22 protein-coding genes are annotated in these 24,395 nt (G+C 39.1%); 15 read left to right on the forward strand and 7 right to left on the reverse strand.

The annotated features are described in order from the left end of the window. Positions 1-75: 75 nt before the first annotated feature. Positions 76-1,425: a B12-binding domain-containing radical SAM protein gene (locus ABFC98_07665; GenBank protein MEN6445903.1), complete on the reverse strand. Its 1,350-nt coding sequence runs from the start codon at positions 1,423-1,425 to the stop codon at positions 76-78. Between the two features lie 138 nt (positions 1,426-1,563). On the opposite strand from ABFC98_07665, the gene ABFC98_07670 reads away from it, so the two are divergent. From ABFC98_07670 to ABFC98_07680, 3 genes are read left to right on the forward strand one after another with little or no spacing between them, the layout of a single operon-like run. Next, positions 1,564-2,439 (forward strand): glycosyltransferase family 2 protein, encoded by an 876-nt coding sequence (locus ABFC98_07670; GenBank protein ID MEN6445904.1) that lies wholly within the window; start codon positions 1,564-1,566, stop codon positions 2,437-2,439. Beyond that, positions 2,436-2,789, forward strand: a complete 354-nt coding sequence (locus tag ABFC98_07675) for an EamA family transporter (protein MEN6445905.1) — start codon at positions 2,436-2,438, stop codon at positions 2,787-2,789. Before ABFC98_07670 ends, ABFC98_07675 begins: the two co-directional genes overlap by 4 nt. Beyond that, entirely contained in the window at positions 2,786-4,144 is a 1,359-nt protein-coding gene (locus ABFC98_07680) for a glycosyltransferase family 39 protein (GenBank protein MEN6445906.1), read from the forward strand. Before ABFC98_07675 ends, ABFC98_07680 begins: the two co-directional genes overlap by 4 nt. 140 nt (positions 4,145-4,284) lie before the next feature. Here the strand turns inward: ABFC98_07680 and ABFC98_07685 are convergent, their stop codons facing one another. Further along, positions 4,285-4,416 carry a hypothetical protein gene (locus ABFC98_07685; protein ID MEN6445907.1) on the reverse strand — a complete coding sequence of 44 codons (132 nt, stop codon included), beginning with the start codon at positions 4,414-4,416 and terminating at the stop codon, positions 4,285-4,287. Positions 4,417-4,646: 230 nt separating this feature from the next. Between ABFC98_07685 and ABFC98_07690 the strand changes: the two genes are divergently transcribed. The 7 genes from ABFC98_07690 (at position 4,647) to nifJ (ending at position 12,883) form a co-directional block, all read left to right on the forward strand. Continuing rightward, complete coding sequence (locus ABFC98_07690; GenBank protein MEN6445908.1) at positions 4,647-4,946, forward strand: hypothetical protein; 300 nt, start codon at positions 4,647-4,649, stop codon at positions 4,944-4,946. Positions 4,947-4,957: 11 nt separating this feature from the next. Next, positions 4,958-5,527: a hypothetical protein gene (locus ABFC98_07695; GenBank protein ID MEN6445909.1), complete on the forward strand. Its 570-nt coding sequence runs from the start codon at positions 4,958-4,960 to the stop codon at positions 5,525-5,527. 13 nt (positions 5,528-5,540) lie between these two features. Continuing rightward, positions 5,541-6,383, forward strand: a complete 843-nt coding sequence (locus ABFC98_07700; GenBank protein MEN6445910.1) for a hypothetical protein — start codon at positions 5,541-5,543, stop codon at positions 6,381-6,383. 17 nt (positions 6,384-6,400) lie between these two features. Beyond that, positions 6,401-7,210, forward strand: a complete 810-nt coding sequence (locus tag ABFC98_07705; GenBank protein ID MEN6445911.1) for a tetratricopeptide repeat protein — start codon at positions 6,401-6,403, stop codon at positions 7,208-7,210. Between the two features lie 29 nt (positions 7,211-7,239). Continuing rightward, positions 7,240-8,604, forward strand: coding sequence for a PHP domain-containing protein (locus tag ABFC98_07710; protein ID MEN6445912.1), 1,365 nt, complete (start codon positions 7,240-7,242; stop codon positions 8,602-8,604). A 267-nt stretch (positions 8,605-8,871) separates the two neighbouring features. Continuing rightward, positions 8,872-9,108 (forward strand): hypothetical protein, encoded by a 237-nt coding sequence (locus ABFC98_07715; GenBank protein ID MEN6445913.1) that lies wholly within the window; start codon positions 8,872-8,874, stop codon positions 9,106-9,108. 253 nt (positions 9,109-9,361) lie between these two features. Beyond that, a complete protein-coding gene (gene nifJ / locus ABFC98_07720) occupies positions 9,362-12,883 on the forward strand; it encodes a pyruvate:ferredoxin (flavodoxin) oxidoreductase (protein MEN6445914.1) in 3,522 nt (1,173 codons plus the stop codon). Between the two features lie 777 nt (positions 12,884-13,660). On the opposite strand, the gene ABFC98_07725 is transcribed toward nifJ, so the two are convergent. The 4 genes from ABFC98_07725 to xerA all read right to left on the reverse strand — a co-directional run bounded on the left by ABFC98_07725 (position 13,661) and on the right by xerA (position 19,160). Further along, positions 13,661-14,938 (reverse strand): ArsB/NhaD family transporter, encoded by a 1,278-nt coding sequence (locus tag ABFC98_07725; GenBank protein MEN6445915.1) that lies wholly within the window; start codon positions 14,936-14,938, stop codon positions 13,661-13,663. A gap of 4 nt (positions 14,939-14,942) precedes the next feature. Then, positions 14,943-15,842: a PTS sugar transporter subunit IIA gene (locus tag ABFC98_07730; GenBank protein ID MEN6445916.1), complete on the reverse strand. Its 900-nt coding sequence runs from the start codon at positions 15,840-15,842 to the stop codon at positions 14,943-14,945. Between the two features lie 360 nt (positions 15,843-16,202). Next, a complete protein-coding gene (gene groL / locus ABFC98_07735) occupies positions 16,203-17,831 on the reverse strand; it encodes a chaperonin GroEL (protein MEN6445917.1) in 1,629 nt (542 codons plus the stop codon). Positions 17,832-18,251: 420 nt separating this feature from the next. Beyond that, positions 18,252-19,160 carry a site-specific tyrosine recombinase/integron integrase gene (gene xerA, locus ABFC98_07740; GenBank protein MEN6445918.1) on the reverse strand — a complete coding sequence of 303 codons (909 nt, stop codon included), beginning with the start codon at positions 19,158-19,160 and terminating at the stop codon, positions 18,252-18,254. 73 nt (positions 19,161-19,233) lie between these two features. Here xerA and ABFC98_07745 point away from each other — a divergent pair, with 73 nt between their 5' ends. Genes ABFC98_07745 through ABFC98_07765 form a run of 5 tightly spaced genes read left to right on the forward strand, consistent with a single transcriptional unit; the run spans position 19,234 to position 23,639 of the window. Then, a complete protein-coding gene (locus ABFC98_07745; GenBank protein ID MEN6445919.1) occupies positions 19,234-19,989 on the forward strand; it encodes a DapH/DapD/GlmU-related protein in 756 nt (251 codons plus the stop codon). After that, the gene (locus ABFC98_07750; protein MEN6445920.1) at positions 19,986-20,702 is read left to right on the forward strand and encodes a polyprenol monophosphomannose synthase; all 717 of its coding nucleotides are present in this window, start codon (positions 19,986-19,988) and stop codon (positions 20,700-20,702) included. The genes ABFC98_07745 and ABFC98_07750 overlap by 4 nt, the downstream gene beginning before the upstream one ends. Before the next feature lie 17 nt (positions 20,703-20,719). Continuing rightward, a complete protein-coding gene (locus ABFC98_07755) occupies positions 20,720-21,178 on the forward strand; it encodes a hypothetical protein (protein MEN6445921.1) in 459 nt (152 codons plus the stop codon). 2 nt (positions 21,179-21,180) lie between these two features. Further along, entirely contained in the window at positions 21,181-22,197 is a 1,017-nt protein-coding gene (gene ruvB / locus ABFC98_07760; protein MEN6445922.1) for a Holliday junction branch migration DNA helicase RuvB, read from the forward strand. Between the two features lie 11 nt (positions 22,198-22,208). Then, positions 22,209-23,639: an oligosaccharide flippase family protein gene (locus tag ABFC98_07765; protein MEN6445923.1), complete on the forward strand. Its 1,431-nt coding sequence runs from the start codon at positions 22,209-22,211 to the stop codon at positions 23,637-23,639. A 26-nt stretch (positions 23,640-23,665) separates the two neighbouring features. Here the strand turns inward: ABFC98_07765 and ABFC98_07770 are convergent. Then, a partial coding sequence (locus ABFC98_07770) for a tRNA nucleotidyltransferase (GenBank protein ID MEN6445924.1) occupies positions 23,666-24,395 on the reverse strand: 730 nt, incomplete at its 5' end.

Consider the following 24,395-nt stretch of genomic DNA (forward strand, 5'->3'; position numbering starts at 1 on the left):
CCAAAATTATCACTGGGTTTCACTTTTCCACCTTTCCACTTTTCCACTTTTTTGCGGCGCTTCAGCGAGCTCCGGCTACACAATTTCTGCCATCACAGCATCTCTTTTGGCTTTGGATAAGGAATGTAGTTCATAGCCCAGCTCTTTATGTTTTTGCTGAAGAGCCGTTAAAATTTCGGCAGCCGAACGATTTTGCAACATTTCTTGCCACTCTTTTTGGTGTTCTCCTTTGTTCCAATACAAATTTAAAAGTTTGGCAAAGTTCTCCAATTGACGCATTTCTGTAAAAGAGAGGGCATTGGAAGATAGACATTGGTAGGGTGGCTGATGTAACCATTTATAGTTTAATGTGTTAGCCATTTCTTGCATAGGTGTATCTGGCAATATTTTTAGGATGCCCAGCTGAACTTCATCCGGAAGAGTGGCACAGACCTCATTCAAACCATTTATTATGGAGGGATAATTTTCTCCTGGCAAACCGGCAAGCAAGTCAGTATGAACGCGTAGTTTAGTTCTTGTTTTCAGTTCTCTTAAAACCCATTTTGCTTTTTCCCAATTTGATTTTCTGCCACTTTGTGCTGCAATTTCAGCATTAATTGTTTGAATGCCGATTTCCAAACGGATTCTATTTTCCGGCGCTTTTTCCAAAAGGGCGATATCCTCTTCTTCAATCAAATCGGGATAGATTTCAAAATGAACATCGCAAGGGCAATTTTGCTCGCTGAAAAATTGCCAGATATAATGTGCTAACTTTTTGTTAATATTGAAACTGCGGTCAACGAATTTGATGGTTCTTGGCTCTAAAGCAATTAGGGCTTCCAGTTCTTTCTTTAGGCATTGCATATCTTTTTGATTTTCAGGATGATAGCGAAGTTCAAAGCGTTTATCTTTGGCTGAAAGACAATAGACGCAAGCATAAGGACAGCCCCTAAATGTCTCGTAGTAAAGCAATTTGCCTTTTAGCAATTCAGCGTCACTTTGTCTATAGGGAAAAGGAATGTCTTTCAGGGGAATATGCTTTGCCTGGGCTAATTCTGCCTCTTTTAAGCAAAAATTGTTTTCTGCCAGGTAGCGAAATTTACCTTCGCCAGCTCCCTGGATAAAGTAAAATCTATCCCTTTGCAGAAAAGTGAGATTTCCCGCTTCCGGGCCACCTATTACGATGACTGCTTCCGGCAAAAGTTTTACCAGCTCAGGAATTAATTCCTGCAGATAAAGACGATTCCAGATATAGGCAGAAAAGCATATTACATCAGCATTTTGAACATAAATTCCAGAAAGCACATCCAGCAATTGATCTTTTAAAGTCCATTCCTGCATACATACCCTATATGGTAGATCGGCAATCACTTCCCGTAAATAGTATAAAGCCAGATTGGATTGACTCCAGCTGCTGTTTATGGCTGTCATTAATATTTTTTTCATTTATCGTTTCCTTTTTTGCAGAATTTATGCCTAAGCTGGGTTGTCAATCTAAAAGTTGAATCTGCAAATGAACATTTGTGCTTGACAGATTTTATTCTTAAGTAGATTAAGTAAACATAAGAATTATTTGAGGTATCAATGGATAAATCGGTCACTGTTATAGTCCCTACCTATAATGAAGAAGGCAGTATTCCATTATTTTTTCCTAAGTTAGCGGATTTTTGCCAAAAGCGCAGTTGGAAATTAATAATTGTGAATGACTGTTCTACAGATTTCACAGCCAAACTCTTGGAGGATTATAGCGAAAGGGAAAATATTCAAATTATTCGTCACAAAGTAAACAAGGGCTATGGTGCAGCCATTAAAACAGGCATAAAAGAAGCAAAAACAGACCTTTGTCTGACTATTGATGCCGATGGACAGCATACTTTGGAAGATATGGATAAATTATACCGGAGAATAATTTTGGAAGATGCGGATATGGTTATGGGTTCGCGTAAAGGGCAAAAATCCGTAACTGCCTTCAAGGGCTTCGGTAAATGGATAATTCGGACTTTTGCCAAACTGATGATGCCAGTGAAAATTTATGATCTGAATACTGGAATGCGTATTTTCCAAACTGAATTAGCTCAACAAGTTATTCATCAATGTCCGGATGGTATGTCCTTTAGCGATACATTTACTTTAATTTTTATCAATTACAAGCATTTTGTATTGGAAGAACCAATAACTATTTTACCGCGCACAACGGGAAAGAGTAAGACACATCTAAAAACTGCGTTTGAAACCCTGATGGAAATCATCAATATCATCGTGATGTTCAGTCCGTTACGGATTTTTCTGCCTTTAGCGGCATTATTTTTTGTCGCTGGATTTTTATGGGGTATTCGGATGATATTATTGGATAAAGGAATCACCAGTGGTTCTGCTTTTATGATGTTGATGGGGGTCTTACTTTTTTTACTTGGTCTGATAACGGAACAAATCTCGTTAATAAGGAAGAATAAATTATGAAAGCCATTTTACTAAGTATCTTCTGTTCCGCAATGTTGGCTATGGGACAAATCTGCTGGAAATTGTCTTTAAAAGGGGATGTTCATATTGCCAGCTTGAAAACTGCAGTTCTTTATGTATTTAGTCCCTTATTTCTGGCGGGTGCGTTTCTTTATATTATTGCCACCGTTTTTTGGTTGTATCTATTAAGTAAATTTGAATTATCCTATATCTATCCTATGATTTCCTTTGCTTATGTGTTTGGAGCAATTTTGGCAGCCGTTATTCTGAAGGAACATATTTACTGGACCCGCATCGGAGGAACTGCCTTAATCGTTTTGGGAATAGTGGCTATCGGTTTAGGTAAATGAAAGAATTTATTTTACGCTTGAAAAGGGTTAATAATAATTCTATATTAATTCTTATGGTAGTTCTCTGCATCATCGTGACCTTGTTTTTTGGGTATAGATATTTGCACAATGCGGATATTCATTCTTCTGCCGTTTGGGTTGATGACTGGGATTATATAAGTTATTCCAAAGCTATTTTCAACGGTATTTTTCTGCAAGAGGATTTAGGCAAGCAGGAAAGCGAACAGTATCATATTGATGAAGTTCCACCTTTATTTCCAATGCTTCTGGCTGTTTATTATAACATTGTCGGTTATAATCATTTACAAAGCATCGTTTTTCTGAATGCTTTGCTAAATGCTTTAATTGTAATCGTTATGTATTATGTCGGCAAACGGCTTTTACCAGGAAAATATGCTTTTCTTCCTCCTTTTTTATGGATTATCTATTATAACCGTCTGGATTTTAGTGGCAGGGTTTTAAAAGAGCCGATTATAACCCTTTTTTTGCTTTTAACAGTTGTGCTTATTCAACGGTTGTTGGAAAAACGCAAGCTTAGGGATGTTTTTTGGCTGGCTGTCCTTTGTTCCGCTTTTTCGCATTTGGATGAAAGGTATTTATTTATCAGTGTTCTTTGCTTGGTAATGATAATTGTTATTTTTCGCGCAAAGGCATACCGTTCTCAATTTGCCAAGGCAATTTTGTTGTTTATTGTTGTCTGCTCCTTGTTATATACGCCTTGGATGATTCGTAACTATAAACGCTACAATAGAATAGTAATTCTTTCTCCGCGGACGGCAATGATTACGGATAAAATATTTGGTTATGATGAACCCGCTAAAGCGATTTTAGACCTTTCTGCCAATCTGAACAAAGCAGAAGTGGATTCAGTCATTAAGGGCTACGATGTTGCCAATGCGGATACCGTAACTGAAAAAAGTATCCGCAGAGCATATAAAAATGGCATTATACCCTATAAATATAATTGGGGCAAACGCTTATGGTATAATACGATTAGTTTCTGGCAACCCTTTTCTTATCGGGATTTTATGATTGGCTCCGGTTTTAAATATCAGGAAAAATGGGGGTTGCGATATAACTTTATAGTCCTGCTGCAATTTACAATTTTTCTCCCTTTTGCTGTTTATGCCATAATTTTGGGCTGGAAAAAAAGAGCGATGGATATTTTATTTATGTTTGCTGTTATGTTTATCAACACTGTTCAACATTCCATTTTGGGAGCAGGATTAGCGCGCTACCGAACTGTTATGGATGTATATATTTATATTTTAGCAATTTATGCTGTGTGGGAAATTGTTTCTTTTAGAGTTATGGGGAATGATAAGAGAAAACCTGAAAAATCCTATAGAGCTTAATTCTACACGCTAAGGAGTTGGAACATAATAGCTATTTAGGAAAGAAAACTTGGCTGGGATTGACAAGATGTAACCAATACAAGCTGCTGTTTATGGCTGTCATTAATATTTTCTTCATTTATCTTTACCTTTTCCTTATCTTATATTCTATGTCCATTGGTAGTTGTCAATGAAAATGATGCCCAAAAGCGGTCTATGCTGAAGAGGATTAATTTTAATGGTATGCTATCTGGTTGAAACATAAAATGATACTGCAATTTTCTTGCTAACAACCCGTCCTCCTCTCCTGCTCCACTCCTCCTCCACTCATCGTTTAGGATGAGTGAAGATGGGGTGGATGACAGGTTGTAAATGGATAACTTGCAAGCGAAAACTGATGAAATATTTTTGTTGACAGATATAACGCATTTTTTTACCATTATTTTTAAGAGTTAAAGAATCTTTGCTTTGGAACCACGATGGGCAAATATTTTAACCAAAAGTATTGGGTTTTAGGAGGTGTATGAAACCTGAAAGAACGCTAAATCGGAAAATGGTGGAAGCTGCCTTGATGATTAAACAGATCAATGGCGAAATGATTCAAACCGTTCCGGATAATGTGGGCTGGATGGATTTTCATCCTTTTTACAAGCAGGAAGTAGAATTAAAGGATTTTTCGAATTTAGTGTCCCAAACCACGGATGTCAATTTTCACTATATGAGTTGCAATGAATTATGGGAGCAATGGGCTTCCATCAATAATAAAGATATTCAGATGAATGTCGAGGCACTGAGACAGAAATACTCGATAAATATAAACTAAAGGAGATCATTATGACACCGAGAAAAAAAGAATTCAGGTTATTAACCATGCATGGAGTAGTAAGACCCAGAGCAAGAAGCAAAGCACGTTTAAGAAACGATCTGTATATGGTGGGTGCAGTCAAACTCATGTACTCCCAAAAATTACATGTTGATGTGCGGCTCATTGGTTACGAAGTACCATTACAATCAGGCAAACCAAGGGGCAAGTGCATCGATCTGTTCGGCTATGATGCTGAGCACAATCCTTACATCATTGAACTGAAAACAGGGGGCTCAAAAAAGAGATTACCAAATGTCATTCAGCAGATAAATGACTATGAATCAATGCTGATTCCGCTATTAGGCGATATCGAAAAAGAGATCAAGGAAAAGCTCTTTCTTGATGAGTTCAAGCTTAAAAGAAATGTAAAAAAGATAATCCTGGCATCCAGGGAGTACTACGAAGAAAATCCTTGGAAACCCTTCAAAAAAGGTGATATCCTATTTTGTTACTTTCACGGAAAGCAGAATGTAGATAAAATAGTTGAGAAAGCTACAGGCGAAACAATCGTCTCTCTGAGTATTCACAACAAGCCCTAAAAAGGAGCATGAAATGAGTAACGACGATTTCAAAAAAAGAGTCCAAGCTGTATTTAAATGCAGAGATAATTGGATTGGTCTAATCGAATCAAGGTTAAAAGATCTGACCGGGCTTAGGATTTCAAAAGACCCAAGATATCAGTATCTTTTTAATAACAACTCTGATCAAACACCAATTAAGAGAAAAGGAAAGGAAAACATAGTTGTTTTTCCTACAGAATTAATTGAGATAGGGTTAGGAACTGATGATCAGTACGAAGTATGGAGTTTTATCCTTGGAAGAATCGGAACCATGGCTGTATTTGAGCAAAGTATAGAGTTCGATAATAGAAAACCTGGTGATAGTGCCGAAGCCCAATTAGCGGCTATTCGAAAAGAAGTGTTACTTTCTGATGATGGAGATTTCGGTATCTCTGATATCCTGGGGGTTTTTTCTTATCACGAACACATGATCAAGCTCTTCGCACAGGTTATTGCATATTATTCAATTCTATTAAAAGTTGAAGCGGAAGATTTGGCTTTTGTAGTTCTAACTCATGAACTAGCCCATGCTTACACAATGGCTGGTTATGATATCAACGGTTACCGAGGACAATTGCTTATTCAACCCCGCTTATGGAATAAATATATTATTGAGGGCTTAGCACAATACTATACAGAGGCAATTTGCCATCAATTAGAGAAAAAATTTCCCCAATTCAAAGCAGCTTTCGATGCTCTTCTATCAGGTCAAACATATCCTTACACATGGTACCAAGATTGGTTTAACAGGAATAAAAACCATGAGGGTCTTCGCACGCTGATGATACGGTATCGAGATAAACAAGATGCGAAAGAGTTTAGGAATTACGTGTAAATAGTAGAGATTCCTTAATGAGAAATAATATTGATGTTCTGATCGCTGCGGCTGAGGAAGGCAATGCAGACGCGCAGAACCAATTAGGTGACGCTTACTATAATGGCGATGGACTGGAGCAAGATTACACAAAAGCATTTGAGTGGTATTTCCGAGCTGCCAAACAAGGTCATGCGCTGGCTCAATACAATGTCGCATTCGCCTATGCCAATGGATTGGGGACTCAGAAGAATATGGAGAAAGCCATTGAATGGTATGGCAAATCAGCAGATCAGGGTGTGGCTCTGGCTCAGTATGTCCTGGGGGAGATAATGATCGATGGGCAGCACATAGCACAAGATTTTTCAAAAGGTCTGGAATTACTTCAAAAAGCTTCAGATCAGGGATTAAACCTTGCGCAATATGAACTTGGGACATACTATCTTCAAGGTCGGATTGTTGAGGCAAATACTAAAATAGGAATTGAGTATCTGACACTTGCTGCCGATCAAGGGAACAAGGAAGCGCAATTCAATCTCGGCTTGGCTTATTCAAATCTGCCTGAACCAAATTTTTACTATTCAGAAAAATATTTTTTAGAAGCATCAAATAATGGTCATTTTAAGGCGATGTTAGAGTTGTCCAGAATCTATGCAATTTATATGAGAAACTACAAGCAGGGTCTGTTGTGGGCAATTGTGGCCTCAGAATACTGTGCTAAAGAGGATGATCAGAGGATCACTCAGATCAAGCATAGGTTGGAAAGCATGCTAAGTACTTCCGAATGTGAAGCTGTTGCAACTGAAGCAAGGGAAATTATTGCCAGATTGGATGCAAGGATATGTTGATCAATTCGAGTGTCGATTAAGGAGGATTGATGAGTTTTGTTCATTTACATATTCACAGTGAATACAGCTGGCTGGATGGTGCTTGCTTTATTGTTGAGTTGGTGCAAAAAGCATTGCAGAATAAAATGCCGGCTGTCGCTATCACGGATCGAAATAGTTTGGCTGGAGCATCCCGTTTATGGCATCAGTGCATTAAAGCAGGCATCAAACCGATAATCGGTTTGGAGATGGCAGTTTGGAATGATGAAGGTGACGAAAGAGTTTTTTCAGTGATTCTGCTGGCTAAGAATGGCTCTGGATATGATAATCTCTGCCGTCTGGTCACTTTGGCTTATATAAATGATCCGAATGCTCCCAGAATTACAAAAAGCCAGTTAAAAGACAATGCGCAGAATTTGATTTGTCTTTCTTTCAGTGTGGTGGGAGAGCTTTGCACTTTATTGTTGGAAGGCAAAGAAGCGGAAGCCAGGCAGGTCTCAGATTGGTATTATGAGGTCTTTGGTGAAGATTACTATTACGAAATCCAAAACCATAATTTACCTTCCGAAGCGCTTGCTATGTATAAACTTATGAATCTGGCTTATGAAACAAATATACCTATGGTGCTCACTAATGATTGCCACTATTTGGAACGCAAGGATTCCATTTCTATCGATGCTTTGAATTGCATCAGGAAAGGAATCGATTTCAGCCATCCAGATGCTAAACGCTTTGCTTGCAATGAGTATTACTTCAAAACTTCTAAGGAAATGAAATCGCTCTTTGATTTTCCTCGCCAGCTGAGCAAAAACTCTTTGGAAATAGCCAATAAAATTAATGTTACAGATGGCTATATACCTATTTGTGATGGTGATTTATCGGTTCAAAGAGTGGTGGATGCGCTACGCAATTATTCAACTTCTATGAAGATCAAATCCGAACCCAATAGCAAGCATATAACGGTTTCTTTGATGGATAACAAGTTAAACGATGTATTGGAGCATCTTCGCAAGCAACTTTCGGACTTTAACTTAATGCCCTTTACTGAGTATGAATCTTGGACGCCCATCAGTATCTATTCTGCTATTTTAAAGACGATGAAAGTGCCCAAAACGAAGATCAAAGAACTCTGCGATCTGATCCCTTCCGCGGTCAATTCACTTTTTGAAGCCGTCTTGATTAACACCGATTTTTCCTGCTTTTCCAGTGAGGATTATGTTTGTCGGCAATCAGCAGAAATAGCGGATAAACTGATCAACACATTCAGAGAAGAAAAATCAGCGAAACAAAAGTATGTTTTAATTCCCAAAAGAATGTCCATTCCCATTGTTCGGGATAATGATGGGAACCCAAGATGTCAGTATGATTTCAACTTTATTAACCAGATTTGCCTTATCAGTTTGGAGTTTACATAATAAGTTTGAAGGCAGTAATCCAACCGGATATAAAGGTGTTTAGAATTGCACAATACTTGGTTTTGTTGTTACAAAGCTATGCAATTCATTGCATTGAATAAAGAAGATAAAAGAGATGGTAGTTTCTCAAAGGTAGGCGTAAAAGAGAAACGGGAAAGCCAATTGGATTTGTGCAACAAATTTATAAGGAATCCCATATTATATTTTAGACCACTTAAAGTATAATATGGAAATTCATATTATACTTTCGACCACTCAAAGTATAATATGTGTTTAGTTGAAGCAGATTCACATCAGGATGATCTGGCTACTTTGCATACAAACTTTTGTAATGAACACAGTTTCGATAGTAAAGGGTATAAGAACCACCCTACCAGAGATTATAAATGCCATTTAGCAAAGAAGGGAAAAGAAAAGAATATCAGATTCTTGATTGCCGACAAGACCATTTCTGTCCTTCCTCCAATTTTGGTTGATAAATATGCAGCTGATTGGAAAGGATAATATAGGGAAGGTACTTTTTACAAAAAAGACCAACCTTTACCACCTAACCGTTTGCACGATTGAGGTTGACGAAATACAAAAAACCAACCTTGACCACCCAACCGTTTGCACGATTTAGGTTGACGAAATACAAAAAATCCAACCTTTACCACCCAACTGCTTGCACAATTTAGGTTGACGAAATACCCTTGTTCAATTCTTATGCCAAAAAATGAAAGATATTGTATTAATATGAAATATAAGGAGTTATCCAATGGCAAAACAAATTAAAGCCACGATGGATGGTAATACTGCGGCAGCTCATACTGCGTATGCTTTTGCAGAAGTAGCTGCCATATATCCAATTACACCTTCTTCTACAATGGGTGAACTGGTTGATGCTTGGGCTTCCGAAGGCAGAAAAAATATTAACGGAACCAAATTAGATGTTATTGAAATGCAAAGTGAAGCTGGAGCTGCAGGTGCAGTGCATGGTTCACTTTCTGCCGGTGCTGTAACTACAACATTTACTGCATCGCAGGGTTTGATGTTGATGTTGCCCAATATGCATAAAATTGCCGGTGAGATGTTACCCACAGTTTTTTATGTATCGGCAAGGTCTTTGGCAGCGCAATCTTTATCTATTTTTGGAGATCACAGCGATGTAATGAGCGCGCGCAATACGGGTTTTGCTCTTCTTGCTTGCAACAGCGTTCAGGAAGTTATGGATTTGGGTTTAGTGGCACAATTGGCTACGATGAAAACCCGGATTCCTTTTGTGGTTTTTTTTGATGGGTTCAGAACCAGCCACGAACTGCAAAAAATCGAAGTGATTGATTATGAAACGATGGCAGAATTGAATGATCCCACTTTGGTAGAGGCATTTAGGAAAAATGCTTTGAATCCGGATAAGCCCAGAATGAAAGTTGGTCAGGAAGCACCCGATGTTTATTTTCAGGGAAGAGAAACCAGCAATTTACATTATGCCAAGGCACCTGCCACTATTGCAGAAACAATGAAACAGGTGGCTGACAAAATTGGCCGCAATTACCATCTTTTTGAATATGTGGGCGATCCCGAAGCGGAAGATATAATTGTGGCAATGGGAAGCAGTTGTGAAACCATTCAGGAAACGCTTGAATGGCTGAATGAAAAGCGCGGAACGAAATTGGGACTGGTGAAAGTGCATTTATACCGTCCTTTCTCTGTGGAAGGTCTTAAAGCCGCTATTCCGGAAAGCGTGAAAAGAATAGCTGTTTTAGATAGAACCAAGGAACCCGGTTCCATTGGCGAACCGCTTTATTTGGATGTAGTTTCGGCTCTGAAAAACCGTTCTAATACTTATATTATCGGTGGAAGGTATGGTTTATCCAGCAAAGAATTTACTCCTTCAATGGTGCTTGCGGTTTATAAACATTTGGCGCAAAATGGCTTTCACGGTTTCACGGTAGGCATAGACGACGATGTGTCTCATCTTTCTTTACCGATAGATGAAGTTATCAATACTGTTCCCGCGGGAACAATTTCCTGCAAATTCTGGGGTTTAGGATCTGATGGAACGGTTGGAGCCAATAAAAACAGCATTAAAATTATTGGTGATCATACTGATATGTATGTGCAGGGCTATTTTCAATATGACAGCAAAAAAAGTGGTGGCTTAACGCGCAGCCATTTGCGTTTTGGCAAAACTCCCATTCACAGTCAATATTTGGTAGCTCAAGAGGATTTTGTCGCCTGCCATAATCAAGCATATATCGGAAGATTCGATTTGCTGGGTGAGATAAAAGAAAATGGTGTCTTCTTGCTAAACTCAAACTGGTGCAGAGAAGAGGTCTTTTATCATTTAACGCGTCCGATGCAGGAAACCATCATTAACAAAAAGATTAAGTTCTACAATATAGACGGCTTAAAAATAGCGGAAGAAGTTGGCTTGGGCAGAAGGATAAACACTACTATGCAAACCGCTTTCTTCTTGATTTCCGGTGTTTTGGAACGCCAGGAAGCCATCACGCTCATCAAAGAATCCATCAAAAAAACCTATGCCCGCAAAGGTGAAAATGTAGTTCAGATGAATTTGGATGCTGTGGATAAAGTTAACGAAGCATTAGTAGAAATTGAAGTTCCACAAACTTTGCCAGATAACTATATGCCCCTGTTGAAATTAGTTCCTGATAATGCCGATGACTTTATCCAAAATGTAATTGAGCCCATTATGCGTGAACAGGGCGACCAAGTTAAAGTTAGCCAAATGCCTTTGGATGGCTATATTGAGACAGGAACCGCCAAACTGGAAAAAAGAAGAGTGGCTCCTTCAGTTCCACATTGGTTACCGGAAAATTGCATTCAATGTAATCAGTGCTCATTTGTCTGTCCACATTCAGCGATTAGGGCTAAGTTAGTTAAGGAAGATGACCTAACTAATAAACCCGCCAGCTTTAACACTTTAAAAGCAACGGGTGCACCCGGTTATGAATATAAGGTTCAAGTTTATATTGATGATTGCCAAAGCTGCAAGGTCTGCGTAAACGAATGTCCCAAAAGCGCATTAGTAATGAGCCCGATTGAAGATGAACGCGATAAAGGTGAACAAACCAATTACGAGTATTTTGAGACCCTACCCAATGATGTTTTGGGCAACTTTAAAGACACAACCGTTAAAGGCAGTCAGTTTAAACAGCCCCTTTTGGAATTCTCCGGTGCCTGTGCCGGTTGTGGAGAAACACCTTATATTAAGCTTTTAACTCAGCTATTTGGGGATAGAATGATTATTGCCAACGCCACTGGTTGTTCCAGTATTTGGGGTGGAACTTTTCCTACCGTTCCTTATTGCAAAAATAAAGATGGTAAAGGTCCTGCCTGGGCAAACAGTTTGTTTGAAGATAATGCGGAATACGGTTTTGGAATGCGTTTGGCAATTCGTTCGCACCGCAAACTTTTACAAAAAGCAATGCTGGAATTGCAGGATAGGAATATAAATGAAGAACTGAAAGCAGCGCTAAAATATGCTTTGGACAATTGGGATAAAGTGGATGAGCCGGCAAAAGCCAATGCCGCAAAAATTAAAACTCTATTACCAAAAGCTATGGAAACCGCCTGCGAGGGCTGTAAAATCTTGCTAAAGAAAGTGCAGGAATTACAGGATTACCTCATTGAGAAATCAATTTGGGCAATCGGAGGAGACGGTTGGGCTTATGATATCGGTTTTGGTGGCTTAGACCATACTTTGGCTCTAAATCAGAATCTCAATATCTTTGTAATGGATACCGAGGTCTATTCCAATACTGGAGGACAGGCAAGTAAATCAACTCCCATTGGCTCTATTGCTCGTTTTGCCGAAGCAGGCAAAAATACCAATAAAAAAGACCTGGGAATGATGATGATGAGTTATGGCTATATTTATGTTGCTTCCATTGCCATGGGTGCTAATAAAAATCAAGCGCTGCAAGCAATTAAAGAAGCAGAAGCATATCCGGGACCTTCAATCGTAATTGCGTATGCGCCTTGTATCAATCATGGCTTTGATATGAGCTTGAGCCAAAAACATGAAAAATTGGCTGTGGACGCAGGTTACTGGTTACTTTATCGCTATAATCCACTTAACAAATTGGAAGGGAAAAATCCTCTGACTCTGGATAGTAAAGAGCCCACGGTTTCGGTGCAGGAGTTTTTGGATTCTGAAAATCGCTATGCGGGCTTAAAAAACATCTTTCCAGAACGCGCCGTAGAATTAAATAAAGAAGCAGCTGTATTTTTCACGGAAAGATACGAGACCTATAAAAAGCTCTCACAACAATAATATTGTAAAGGTTAACATCCTCGTCATTCATTGGAAACCTATGTTTTGGTTACGGCAAGTTAGCCAAAAATGAAAAGTTAGGTGGATAGTGATATGACGAGGATGTTGTTTTTGCTGGGTATTATGCTCTCACAGATTACACAGATTGCACAGATTTAGTTTCACGCAGATTGCGCAGATAGCGCAGATTTAAGATGATAATAGGTCTGGGATGAACAGGATTTTTGGGATTTAAGGGATTTTTTATAATTAGCTACCAAAGATTTAGTTTCACGCAGATTTAGTTTTAGAAACCAGGATATCAGGATTCAGAAGTTATCTATTTTAAGTTAGTTCCGTTAGGAACGATACATATTAACGACGGGTTTTAACCCGGCGAAACAAAAAACCAAATAACTTAGTCCCATCGGGACGACAGATTTCAGTGACGGGTTTTAACCCGTCCCAAAATACAGGAGGGTTGATATCCTCGTCAACCACAACAAAAAAGCTATCGTAAAAGATTGCGGGAACTGCATAATTTGGTTGTCAGGGGAACGGCACCCTGCCGTTCTTCCTTAGTATTATGCTCTCACAGATTACACAGATAACACAGATTTAGTTTCACGCAGATTTCGCAGATAGCGCAGATTTAGTTTTAGAAACAAGAATAATAAGCCAGCGAAAATAATGGAGGGTTGATATCGCCGTCAACCACAACAAATAAGCTATCGTAAAAGATTGCGGGAACTGCATAACTCGGCTGTTAGGGGAACGACACCCTGCCGTTTTTCCTGGTTAATATCTAAACCAGATATAGACAGATGACAGCAGCATTGATTCCAAAGCAAACAACAATCCAATCTTGGTATAATCCATAAACGATATTTTATAACCGTTACGATTGGCAATTCCGACAGCTACAATATTGGAAGAAGCACCCACCAAGGTTCCATTTCCACCTAAGCAAGTTCCCAAAGACAGAGCCCACCAAAGAGGTCTAATTTGTGCTTGACTACCCATAAATTGGCCAATGCGTTCAATCATTGGAATCATAGCTGCCACAAAAGGTATATTATCTATCCAGGCAGATAGAATGCTTGATATCCACAAAATAACCATAGAAGTTGTTTTTGGTTCTCCATTAGTTACGGACATCACACCCTTTGCCAGCATATCAATGAAACCGGTATGGACCAGTCCTTCCACAATCATAAACAAGCCAATGAAGAAGAAAATGGTAATCCAATCAACATCATTGAGAATAATTTCTTCCACCTTTTTCCGGCTGCCGATAAAAACCAGAATAAGACCTGCAGCCATCGCAATCGTAGCATTTTCCAAATGGAGCGGTTTTTGGAAAATAAAGGCAAGCAACATTAAACCAACGACACCAAGCGTAATCCACAAAAGTTTGGGGTTGGTAATCAAATTCTTATCGTTATATTCCATTATTTTGGCGCGGCGTTCATTGCTGACATACAATTTTTTGTTATACAACACCCAAATCAAAGCCAAGCTGCCAATCATCACTATCACAATGGCAGGAGTTAAATTCAAAAAGAAATCAATAAAAGTATATTTAGTGGCGCTGGCAATTAAAATATTAGGCGGATCACCAATCATTGTTGCCGCACCACCCATATTGGAAGCAACAATCATCGTTATGATAAAAGGAGCAGGAGTTATTTTCAGTTCTTCGGCAATCAGTAAAACGATGGGAACCAAGATCATTATTGTCGTAACGCTACCTAAAATGGCAGAAATAACGGCTGTTGCCACAAACATTAAAGCCATTATTTTCAGCGGACTGCCTTTGGCAATTTTGGCTGTTTTAATGGCTATATACATAAACATTCCTGTTTGTCGCATTACGGAGATAGTAAGCATCATTCCAATTAGGAAAAATATTACATTCCAGTCAATTGCGGAAAAAGCCAGGGTTTGATCCACCACGCCCAAAACAATGATTACGAAACCACCAATCAGAGCGGCAAGCATTTTATTCACCCACTCCGTGATGATACATAAATAAGTGATAATGAAGACCAGCAAAGCTATAATCATTAATACCATTTTTTTACACCGTTATAACCTTTATTAGTATATCCATAGCCGTTACTAAACCGATAAGTTTACCATCTTGAACTACTGAAAGATAGCGTTTATCATTGCTGAACAATAAAAAAACCGCTTCAATAATGGATGCTTCCGGCCTGATAACAACATCGTCGGTTGTCATAATATCTTTAACAAATAGGATATCTTGCTTTTCCAGCAAGTTCTCCAATGGCTCATAAGATGCCAGGAAACTGAGGTTTTCCAGCATCATCACATAATTTGGTATTCCCACTTTAAGCAAATTGAGAACATTAACTTCACCGATATATTTACCTGTTTCATCCACCACAGGCATTCCCGCAACTCTATGTGTTCCCATCAGATTAATTAATTCTCTCAAACTGGATTGCGGTTGAGCGGCAATTGGATTTTGCACCATAATATCGTTGATTGTAATGTCCTTTTTTACTTCCACTTCATTCTTTTTCAGAAAGTGAATAACACTGTGTCCATCCCCGGCAGATTGCATAGCAGCCATTGCTTTTTCGTCTTTGGATAGCTTCAGCAAGGCGGATACAATATTTAGATAGGTTTTGGAACTCGTTTTATCAGTAATGATAAGCACCACCCAGGAGACCTTTATGCCATTGTAATCCAAGGGATTCTGCAAAAAAACCATCGCTATCAGGGTATCGTTAAAATTGTCCATTCTGATATGGGGGATAGCTATTCCAGAAGGATAAGCGACGGAAATTTCCTCATCCCTTTTTAATATCAGCTCCATAAGTTCAGAAGCGCTAATCGGCATTTTATACTGACTGAATAGACGATCAACCAGTAAACGATAGACCTGTTCCTTCGTTAATATTTTATTCTCAAACAAAATATTCCGGGGTTCCAGAAAGCTGGCTAATAACATATAACACCTCTTAACCGTTAATTTTGTTCCTTTATAAAAGTATTGAGAGTTTGGTCAATACTTTTTTTAATAGTAAGAAGGCAACCTGCCAGATAATGAAAAGGGTATATAAATGAGGCAATAAAATATTTGATATGGGCAAAAGGGAAAGTAAATCCAAGCAGGGTTTTAGGGGAGGCAACAATTTATTTATATAGGTCTTGTAAATATTTCTGTCAGAGGAGCTAATGTTAGTTTTAGCATTTCCAAAATGGGAATATAAAAAAGGACAGCTTGGTTTTCCTCCCCTATTAGTTATCTTAAAAAAGAAGGACCTCTCCGCGGGGAAAGGTCCTTGTATTTAGCTTTGATATCTGATTATTAATACATATCACCCATATTAGGATTGGGCATAGGAGCCGGTGGTTCCGGTTCTTTAATATCAGTGACAATGCATTCCGTAGTTAACATCAAACTGGCTATGGAAGCAGCATTTTGCACAGCAGAGCGAACAACCTTGGCTGGGTCTATAATTCCAGCTTTGAAGAGATCTTCAAACTGACCGCTGGCTGCGTTGAAGCCCATATGAATATCGCGATAACTTTTTAGCTTTTCGACAACTACGGCACCTTCTTCTCCGGCATTGGCGGCAATTTGATAGGCAGGTCTTTCCAATGCTTTCGCCATAATTTCGGCAGCCACTTTTTCTTCATAACTGATATTTTTCATTTGTCTAAGTGCTTTAGCGGCTTGAATTAAAGTAACTCCACCGCCGGGAACGATTCCTTCTTCCACGGCAGCGCGGGTGGCATGTAAGGCATCATCAACGCGAGCTTTCTTTTCTTTCATTTCGGTTTCCGTAGCGGCTCCAATTCTCAGGACGGCAACACCGCTGGAAAGTTTGGCAAGGCGTTCTTGCAATTTTTCTTTATCATAATCGGAAGTTGTCTCTTCAATTTGGGCTTTAATTTGTTTAATTCTGCCTTCCACATCTTCTTGATTGCCAGCTCCTTCGCGGATAGTGGTATTTTCTTTATCCACGATAATCTTTTTGGCGCGGCCTAAATCGCTCATTGTAGCGCTATCCAGTTTTCTACCCATTTCTTCCGAAATTAAAGTTGCGCCTGTCAGCACGGCAATATCTTCCAACATTGCTTTTCTCCGATCACCAAAACCGGGCGCTTTCACTGCCACAACATTCAAAACACCGCGCAGCTTATTTACCACTAATGTGGCAAGTGCTTCACCTTCAATGTCTTCAGCAATTATTAACAAGGGACGACCAGTTTGCGAAACTTCCTGCAGAATGGGCAGCATATCTTTCAGGGCACTAATCTTTTTGTCATATAAAAGGATAAATGATTCTTCCAATTCGGAAATCATCTTTTCGGGATTGGTGACAAAATAAGGAGAGATATAACCACGATCAAACTGCATACCTTCCACTTTTTCCAAACCGGTATCAATGGATTTTGCCTCTTCAATATTGATAATCCCTTCTCTACCAACGCTATCCATCGCTTCTGCAATTAGGGAACCAATTTCATGATCGTTATTAGCGGATATGGAAGCTATTTGAGCAATCTCTTCACTGCTCTTAATTTCCTTGCTGAATTCCTTAATTTTATCCACAACCACTCGGGTTGCTTTTTCCAATCCGCGTTTCAGATACATCGGATTTACGCCTGCCGTTACATGTTTCAGCCCTTCTTCAATGATTGCTTGGGCTAAAATTGTGGCTGTGGTAGTTCCATCACCCGCCGTATCATGTGTTTTTTCCGCAACTTCTTTACAGAGCTGTGCGCCCATATTTTCATATTCATCTTCCAGCTCAATTTCTTTGGCTATGGTTACACCGTCATTTGTAATGAGTGGAGAGCCAAATTTCTTATCTAAAACAACATTTCTACCCTTGGGTCCAAGGGTAACTTTCACGGCATCTGCCAGTTTATCAACTCCGCTTTTTAAACTTGTGCGGGCGTTATGTGAATACTGCATTTGTTTTGCCATCTTGTTTTCCTCCATAATATCGATATTTTTAATTTAGGTATCTTAGCAGTCAATTCATTTGAGTGCTAATATTATTATAATCAGAATCCTGTCAAGTGCAAATTTAAAATTTTTGTCTGCAGGGGTTCTTTTTTCCCAAAAAAGCGGGTGAAATGCTTTAAAAAAACAAAATTTAGCCGTTTTCTTTCTGCTTTGGCAGAAATTTATCCTGTTTTTAGCAGGAATTTCTTTTTCCCCATTCTGCCCCTACTTGCTGCCCGAATGTTTGCAGTGTCCATCCCGAATGCTTCCCGAATGACGATACGGGATGGATACCGGATACCTTCCGTAAGTATATGGGGCGTATGTAGGTAGCTAATAGGGAGGCAATAATTTTCATTTAGGCAAAAGCAGGGTGCAAAAAAAACAGTCCTCCGGACTTTATAAATCGCCATTGTCCTTATTTCTTGGGTGTCCTTTTTGGTATGCTTCCTTAATATCTTCCAAAGAAATATGGGTATAGGTCTCGGTGGTGGAGAGCAATGAATGGCCTAAAAGTTCTTGAATGGAGCGTAAATCTGCCCCACGCGACAGAAGATGAGTAGCAAAACTATGTCTTAAAGAATGAGGTGAATAGCCCTTAGCTTTGGCAACCAGTTCAAAATAGCGTTTAAGAATAATATCCAGCTGTTTATTGTCAAATGCTCTGCCGCTTTTGGTTAAAAAAAGTATGTCAGAATTGTGCTCGTGCATAAAATGGGGACGGACTTTTAAATAATTTTCAATCGCCTCAATGGCATACGAGCCAAGAGGGACGATGCGCTGTTTATTTCCCTTTCCGGTGATTCTTACTAACCCTCTTTTCAAATCAATGTCCTGTAAACGGATGCCGGCTAATTCGGAAATTCGCAATCCGGAAGCATACAGTGTTTCCAAAATTGCCTTATTTCTAATGCCAAAAGGGCTGTCGCTATCCGGAATGGAAAGCAAAGTTCTTACTTCTTCTTCGCTGAAACATTTGGGCAGTGGAACTTCATATTTGGGGCGTTTTATTTTTTCCATTGGATTGGTGTTTATGATTCCGTTTCTTTTACAGAATTTAAAAAAGGCATTAAGAGCGGCGCTTTTTCTTGCCAGAGAACGGTTGCAATCGGGTTTTTCATTCAGATAGCGTAAAAAATCTCGAATATTAAGAACGGTTATCCCCTTGATATCCACTTCCTCATTTTCAAAATAGCGTTGCACAAAAGCCAAGAACTGTTCCAAATCCAGTTTGTAGGCACTGACCGTTCTGGGGGATTTCCCTTCCAAAGCCAGATAATTACAAAATTGAGTTATATAATTTTCCATACTGCCATTTTTTTACTTGCCTTAAAACTTAGCAAGCAAAAAAATGACCTTAATTGAAAGAAAGGGAGGATATATGTGCCAGTATATAGATGAAACCGCTAAAATAGGCAATAATGTATCGCTCGGAAAGAATGTGGTAATAATGGCTGGAGTCCAAATTGGAGATGACTGTTTGATTGGGCATAATGTCGTCATTCATCCCGATACGAAAATTGGCAATGCCTGTAGAATTGATGATGGAACCATTATCGGTAAAAGACCTCTCTCCTCTCCTCGCAGTATTTTTAAGGTTCCGGAAAATTTAACTCCCGCTGTAATAGGTGATTTTTGCCAGATTGGCAGTAATGTGATTATCTACTGTCAATGTTCAATCGGGAACAAAAATCTGATTGCCGACTTGGCAACAATCCGCGAAAATGTTTCAATTGGCGATTTGAACATCATCGGCAGAAATGTTACCATCGAGAATTTCGTAAAAATTGGCGAGCGGAATAAATTTGAAACTAACAGCTATATAACCGCTTATTCCGAAATAAATGACTATTGTTTTATCGCTCCTTGTGTGGCAACCAGTAATGATAATTATATGGCTCGCGATTTAGAACGCTTCCAACATTTTAAAGGTGTTACGATGCTAAATGGTTCACGGATTGGAGTTAACGCTACAATTTTGCCCGGAAAAATTATCAATGAAAATGGAACCGTGGCTGCCGGCGCTATTGTAACTAAAGATGTTCCTGCCAAAACTATCGTGGTTGGAAATCCAGCCAAAACATTACGCTTAGTTCCAGACCCACAATTGCTGGAAAATAATTTGGATAAACAATGAAAACGCTTGTCATTATACCTACTTACAATGAAATTGAGAATATCGAATGCCTGCTGCAACAGGTCTTGACACAAGATGAAACGATCGAAGTGTTGGTGATTGACGATAATTCTCCGGATGGCACTGCCTTACGCGTAAAATTTATGCAAAGCTGTGAACCGCGGATTCATTTATTGCAACGCCCCGGAAAAATGGGTTTGGGCTCCGCTTATGTTGCCGGATTCAAATTTGCTTTAGAACACAACTATGATTTCATTTTGGAAATGGATGCCGATTTTTCCCATAATCCAAACGATATACCCCGCTTGTTAGAAGCAGCCCAAAAGTATGATTTAGTTATTGGCAGCCGCTATTGTGACGGGGTAAACATTATTCACTGGCCCTTTAAACGCTTGTTAATAAGCTATTTTGCCAGTAAATATGTCCGCGTGATAACCAGAATGCCAATAAAAGATCCCACCGGTGGTTTTAAATGTTTCCGGCGCAAAGTGTTGGAAAGCATTGATCTGAACAAGATCCTTTCCGATGGATATGCTTTTCAGATAGAGATGAATTTCAGGGCATGGGTGAAAGGTTTTCACCTAAAAGAAATTCCTATTGTGTTTACGGAACGCCTAAACGGTGTTTCAAAAATGAGCCGAAAAATTGTGTGGGAGGCAGCTTGGATGGTTTGGCGTTTACAAATGATGAAGATTGCTGGCTTGATTAAATAAGGAAAAGGGAGATAATGATGAAACGATCTATTTTTCTTGCCGTTATGGTTGTTTTTTGCCTAAGCTTTTCAGCCATAACTATTCCCAGGGTTTATGTGCAAAAATTAACGCTTGATAATGGTAATAACCCTCTGATAACTTGGGAAAAGGATAAAAGCGCCAACGAATATATCCTGAGAGCATGGATAAATACGCGCCCAGATGAAATTGTAAGCACGGAAACAAATCCGATTCATACCGTTGCCGTGAAACAAGTCGGAGACGGAAAAAAGTTTCCCTTCACCGTGATTGCCAGCTTACAACTGGGCAATTTTAAAAGCCAGTGGAAAGCGGGAGAAATAATTTATATGGAGCTAACGGATAAAAAAACGGGTAAGAAAAAGACCTGGACGCAGCCAATCCCAGAAGGCACAAACTTAATTAAGATGTTAGAAAAACCTGTAATTATTCCACCCTATACAAAAAAGAAAAAATAAATATGCTGGAAAGAATAAACGATCCCGATCAATTGACCGAAGATATTGAACTGGACAGAGCTTTACGACCCAGAACTCTGAAAGATTTTATTGGTCAGCCGCATATCAAAGAACTTCTGGAAATCAGCATTAAAGCTGCCAAATTGCGTGGTGAATCTCTTGATCATATTCTCTTTTACGGACCTCCCGGTTTGGGAAAAACAACCTTGGCAGGCATTATTGCTCACGAATTGGGTGTAAATATCACTACTTCCAGTGGGCCGGTCATCGAAAAACCCTCCGACTTGGCAGGTATATTAACTAATCTGCAGAAGCACGAAACCCTGTTCATTGATGAAATTCATCGCCTTTCGCATGTGATTGAAGAATATATCTATCCCGCTATGGAGGATTTTGAAATGGAAATCATACTCGATAGCGGTCCCAATTCTCGCACTTTAAAAATTCCGCTGGAACAATTTACTTTAATTGGAGCCACTACCAGAGCTGGTTTATTGACTCCTCCTCTGCGTGATCGATTTGGAATCGTTCTGCGTTTGGATTATTATGATCAATCCTCCATCGCGCAAATTATTCGGCGGAGCGCAAAACTGTTAAATATTCCAGCCGAAGAAGATGGCGTGAATGAAATTGCCAGACGCAGTCGCGGAACCCCCAGAATTGCTAATCGTTTACTTAGAAGAGTACGGGACTATGCCCAAATTAGAGGCAACGGAATTATTACGCAAAATATTGCCGTAGCCGCTTTACAAATGTTGCAAGTGGATGATGCCGGTTTGGATGAAATGGATAAACGCATTTTAACCACTATCATAGAGAATTACAATGGTGGACCGGTAGGGATTAAAACAATCGCTACAGCCATTGGAGAGGACTCAGGGACCATAGAAGAAATCTTTGAACCCTATTTGGTTCAGCAGGGCTTTTTGGAACGCAGTCCGCAGGGACGAAAAGTTACCTTTAAAGCATACAGACATTTAGGTTTAACTCCTTCTTCCGCGCAAACAGAAATTTTCTAAAAAAGAGGAAAATGCACGCAAAAACAGTCCAAAATGGAGTTCGCTGGACTCTAACTACTTCTGTTCTAAAGCGTATAATCAGTTTGATCTTGTTTGTCTTTGTGGCAAAATGGTTGACGCAAACTGATTTTGGTGTATATCGCAGTTTTTCGGCTATTTTGGCTCTTTTAACCTATTTTACCCATTTTGGATTGGATTATCTCTTTTTGATTTCGCGGCAGAAAGAACGCGTGAACTTCTTGGCTTTATTGCAGATAGCGCTTTTTGTATCCATTATAATTACCATTGTTTTAGCTGTGTTTGGCAAAACGATTGGGGCATATTATCACAGTTCTGAATTGGGAAAAGTTCTCACTTATGGCGGGGGCATAATTTTTGTAGAGTCCCTGCGCAGAATTGTGCGTGTTTATGCTCAAAAACGACTTCAATTCAAAGACCTTGCCATAGCGGAGACATTAAATGTCATCATCTATTCTCTGCTGTGCTTGGGTTTTATCTATTTTTGGCGTTTTGCCTGGCTATATATAGTGCTTTTCTATGTAGGTAATTTGGGAGAACTAATCTATCTTTGTTTTAAGGTTCCGCATTTACCTTCCACTATAGGGAAAAAGATCTTTAACATTAGTTGGCTGAAATACTCCTGTGCCTATTTTAGGAGTAATTTTAATTTTTTGGGGATCGTTACAGTAATAAACTTGTTGCAATCTTATTCTGCAAATGCCCCCGTTCTCTTTTTGGGAACAATGGTTCAGCCAGCAATGATGGGGGTTTATTTTTTTGCTTCACAACTTATTGCTATTCCGGTAGGGATGCTCAATACATCTTTTGCGCAAGTGTTTTTTCCTGTTTTGGCGCAAAGTGAAACCTCAGCAAGTATATCAGGCATAAGACATTACACTGCCATTACTCTCAAGATTGGCATTCCGGCGTTAATTTTATATGTGTATGTTTTGCAATATATAGTTCCTCTGATCTGGGGAGATAAATGGCTCGCTGCTTTGCCTTTAGTTTTATATTTAATTTTGTTTTACGGAACCAGTATGCTGCATAATCCTATCAGTGGCATTCCATATATATATAGAAAGCCACAATGGGAACTGCTTTGGAACATTGTAACTTTAGTGTTGCGGATAATTGCTTTGTATGTAGGAATGAAGGTAAATTTTGCTTTCGCGATATTGCTGTTTAGTATTGTGAGCGGCATTATGAATATCGTTTTCTTCTATATGTGCTTTATTCTATTGAAGGCGAATTTGGGAAAAGTGACCATTGATCTGATTAGCGCTCTGCCTATGTTGATAGGTTTAGCATTTGGATGTTTTTATTTAGGCAAATTCTCTCTCATCTATGCGCTCTTGACCTTTATGATTTATGGATTATATCTTTACTTGTTGGAAAAAGATACCTTGAAAGAAGTGTGGTCTCTGTTAAAATTTTCATAGCCAGATTTCGTTGCTATTTCTGCAGTTTAGCTATTTACGGTCTCACTTTTAAGATATTTTTCCCATCCCAAGCTGTTAATTAGCTGCTTCGCTTTATCTTTTTTAGCATCGGGAATTTTGTGTAATTCTTTGTGGATAGAGCTTTTAGAAAGGATTCGCAGAGCATTGGCGTTTGTCTGTAATGCTTGTAATGTCTTTTCTTCTATGTTAAAATTAAAACGCAAGGCAAATTGCACCGCTCTCAGCATTCGTAAAGGGTCTTCAGTAAAACTTTTATCTGGATTTTGCACGGTGCGGATGAGCCCATTTTTTAAGTCACAAAGTCCTTTCCCGCATAAATCCAAAATTTCTCCTGTGGCAATGGACATTAGTAAAGCATTGATCGTAAAATCCCTTCTTAAAACATCGTCCCATAATGTTCCGAATTGAATTTGGGGATAGCGATTGTCTGCCACATATTGTTCTTTACGCGTAGCCACAAAATCCAGCTGGAAGTTATTAAAGTTTAAGGAAGCCGTCCCAAACCTTTTATGAATTACCAATTTGCTTGCTGGCAATAAGTTCTGTAAATAATGGGCAAGAGCAATTCCACCTCCCGGTAATTCCACACAAATATCTACATCACTATTAATTGCAACATTGGAAGAGAGAAGAAAATCGCGCACACAACCACCGGCAAAATAACTTTTAGCGGCAAATTCACTGTCCTTGATTAGTTCAAATAGATTAAGACGCAATTCTGGCAAGTTCATAAGA

The sequence above is a fragment of the Candidatus Cloacimonas sp. genome, assembly GCA_039680785.1.
GTDB lineage: Bacteria > Cloacimonadota > Cloacimonadia > Cloacimonadales > Cloacimonadaceae > Cloacimonas.

What these genes read in the sequence shown, in the direction of transcription:
- ABFC98_07665 (MEN6445903.1), bottom strand. Translation starts at nt 1,425, where the DNA reads ATGAAAAAAATATTAATGACAGCCATAAACAGCAGCTGGAGTCAATCC.
- ABFC98_07670 (MEN6445904.1), top strand. Translation starts at nt 1,564, where the DNA reads ATGGATAAATCGGTCACTGTTATAGTCCCTACCTATAATGAAGAAGGC.
- ABFC98_07675 (MEN6445905.1), top strand. Translation starts at nt 2,436, where the DNA reads ATGAAAGCCATTTTACTAAGTATCTTCTGTTCCGCAATGTTGGCTATG.
- ABFC98_07680 (MEN6445906.1), top strand. Translation starts at nt 2,786, where the DNA reads ATGAAAGAATTTATTTTACGCTTGAAAAGGGTTAATAATAATTCTATA.
- ABFC98_07690 (MEN6445908.1), top strand. Translation starts at nt 4,647, where the DNA reads ATGAAACCTGAAAGAACGCTAAATCGGAAAATGGTGGAAGCTGCCTTG.
- ABFC98_07695 (MEN6445909.1), top strand. Translation starts at nt 4,958, where the DNA reads ATGACACCGAGAAAAAAAGAATTCAGGTTATTAACCATGCATGGAGTA.
- ABFC98_07700 (MEN6445910.1), top strand. Translation starts at nt 5,541, where the DNA reads ATGAGTAACGACGATTTCAAAAAAAGAGTCCAAGCTGTATTTAAATGC.
- ABFC98_07705 (MEN6445911.1), top strand. Translation starts at nt 6,401, where the DNA reads ATGAGAAATAATATTGATGTTCTGATCGCTGCGGCTGAGGAAGGCAAT.
- ABFC98_07710 (MEN6445912.1), top strand. Translation starts at nt 7,240, where the DNA reads ATGAGTTTTGTTCATTTACATATTCACAGTGAATACAGCTGGCTGGAT.
- ABFC98_07715 (MEN6445913.1), top strand. Translation starts at nt 8,872, where the DNA reads ATGTGTTTAGTTGAAGCAGATTCACATCAGGATGATCTGGCTACTTTG.
- nifJ (MEN6445914.1), top strand. Translation starts at nt 9,362, where the DNA reads ATGGCAAAACAAATTAAAGCCACGATGGATGGTAATACTGCGGCAGCT.
- ABFC98_07725 (MEN6445915.1), bottom strand. Translation starts at nt 14,938, where the DNA reads ATGGTATTAATGATTATAGCTTTGCTGGTCTTCATTATCACTTATTTA.
- ABFC98_07730 (MEN6445916.1), bottom strand. Translation starts at nt 15,842, where the DNA reads ATGTTATTAGCCAGCTTTCTGGAACCCCGGAATATTTTGTTTGAGAAT.
- groL (MEN6445917.1), bottom strand. Translation starts at nt 17,831, where the DNA reads ATGGCAAAACAAATGCAGTATTCACATAACGCCCGCACAAGTTTAAAA.
- xerA (MEN6445918.1), bottom strand. Translation starts at nt 19,160, where the DNA reads ATGGAAAATTATATAACTCAATTTTGTAATTATCTGGCTTTGGAAGGG.
- ABFC98_07745 (MEN6445919.1), top strand. Translation starts at nt 19,234, where the DNA reads ATGTGCCAGTATATAGATGAAACCGCTAAAATAGGCAATAATGTATCG.
- ABFC98_07750 (MEN6445920.1), top strand. Translation starts at nt 19,986, where the DNA reads ATGAAAACGCTTGTCATTATACCTACTTACAATGAAATTGAGAATATC.
- ABFC98_07755 (MEN6445921.1), top strand. Translation starts at nt 20,720, where the DNA reads ATGAAACGATCTATTTTTCTTGCCGTTATGGTTGTTTTTTGCCTAAGC.
- ruvB (MEN6445922.1), top strand. Translation starts at nt 21,181, where the DNA reads ATGCTGGAAAGAATAAACGATCCCGATCAATTGACCGAAGATATTGAA.
- ABFC98_07765 (MEN6445923.1), top strand. Translation starts at nt 22,209, where the DNA reads ATGCACGCAAAAACAGTCCAAAATGGAGTTCGCTGGACTCTAACTACT.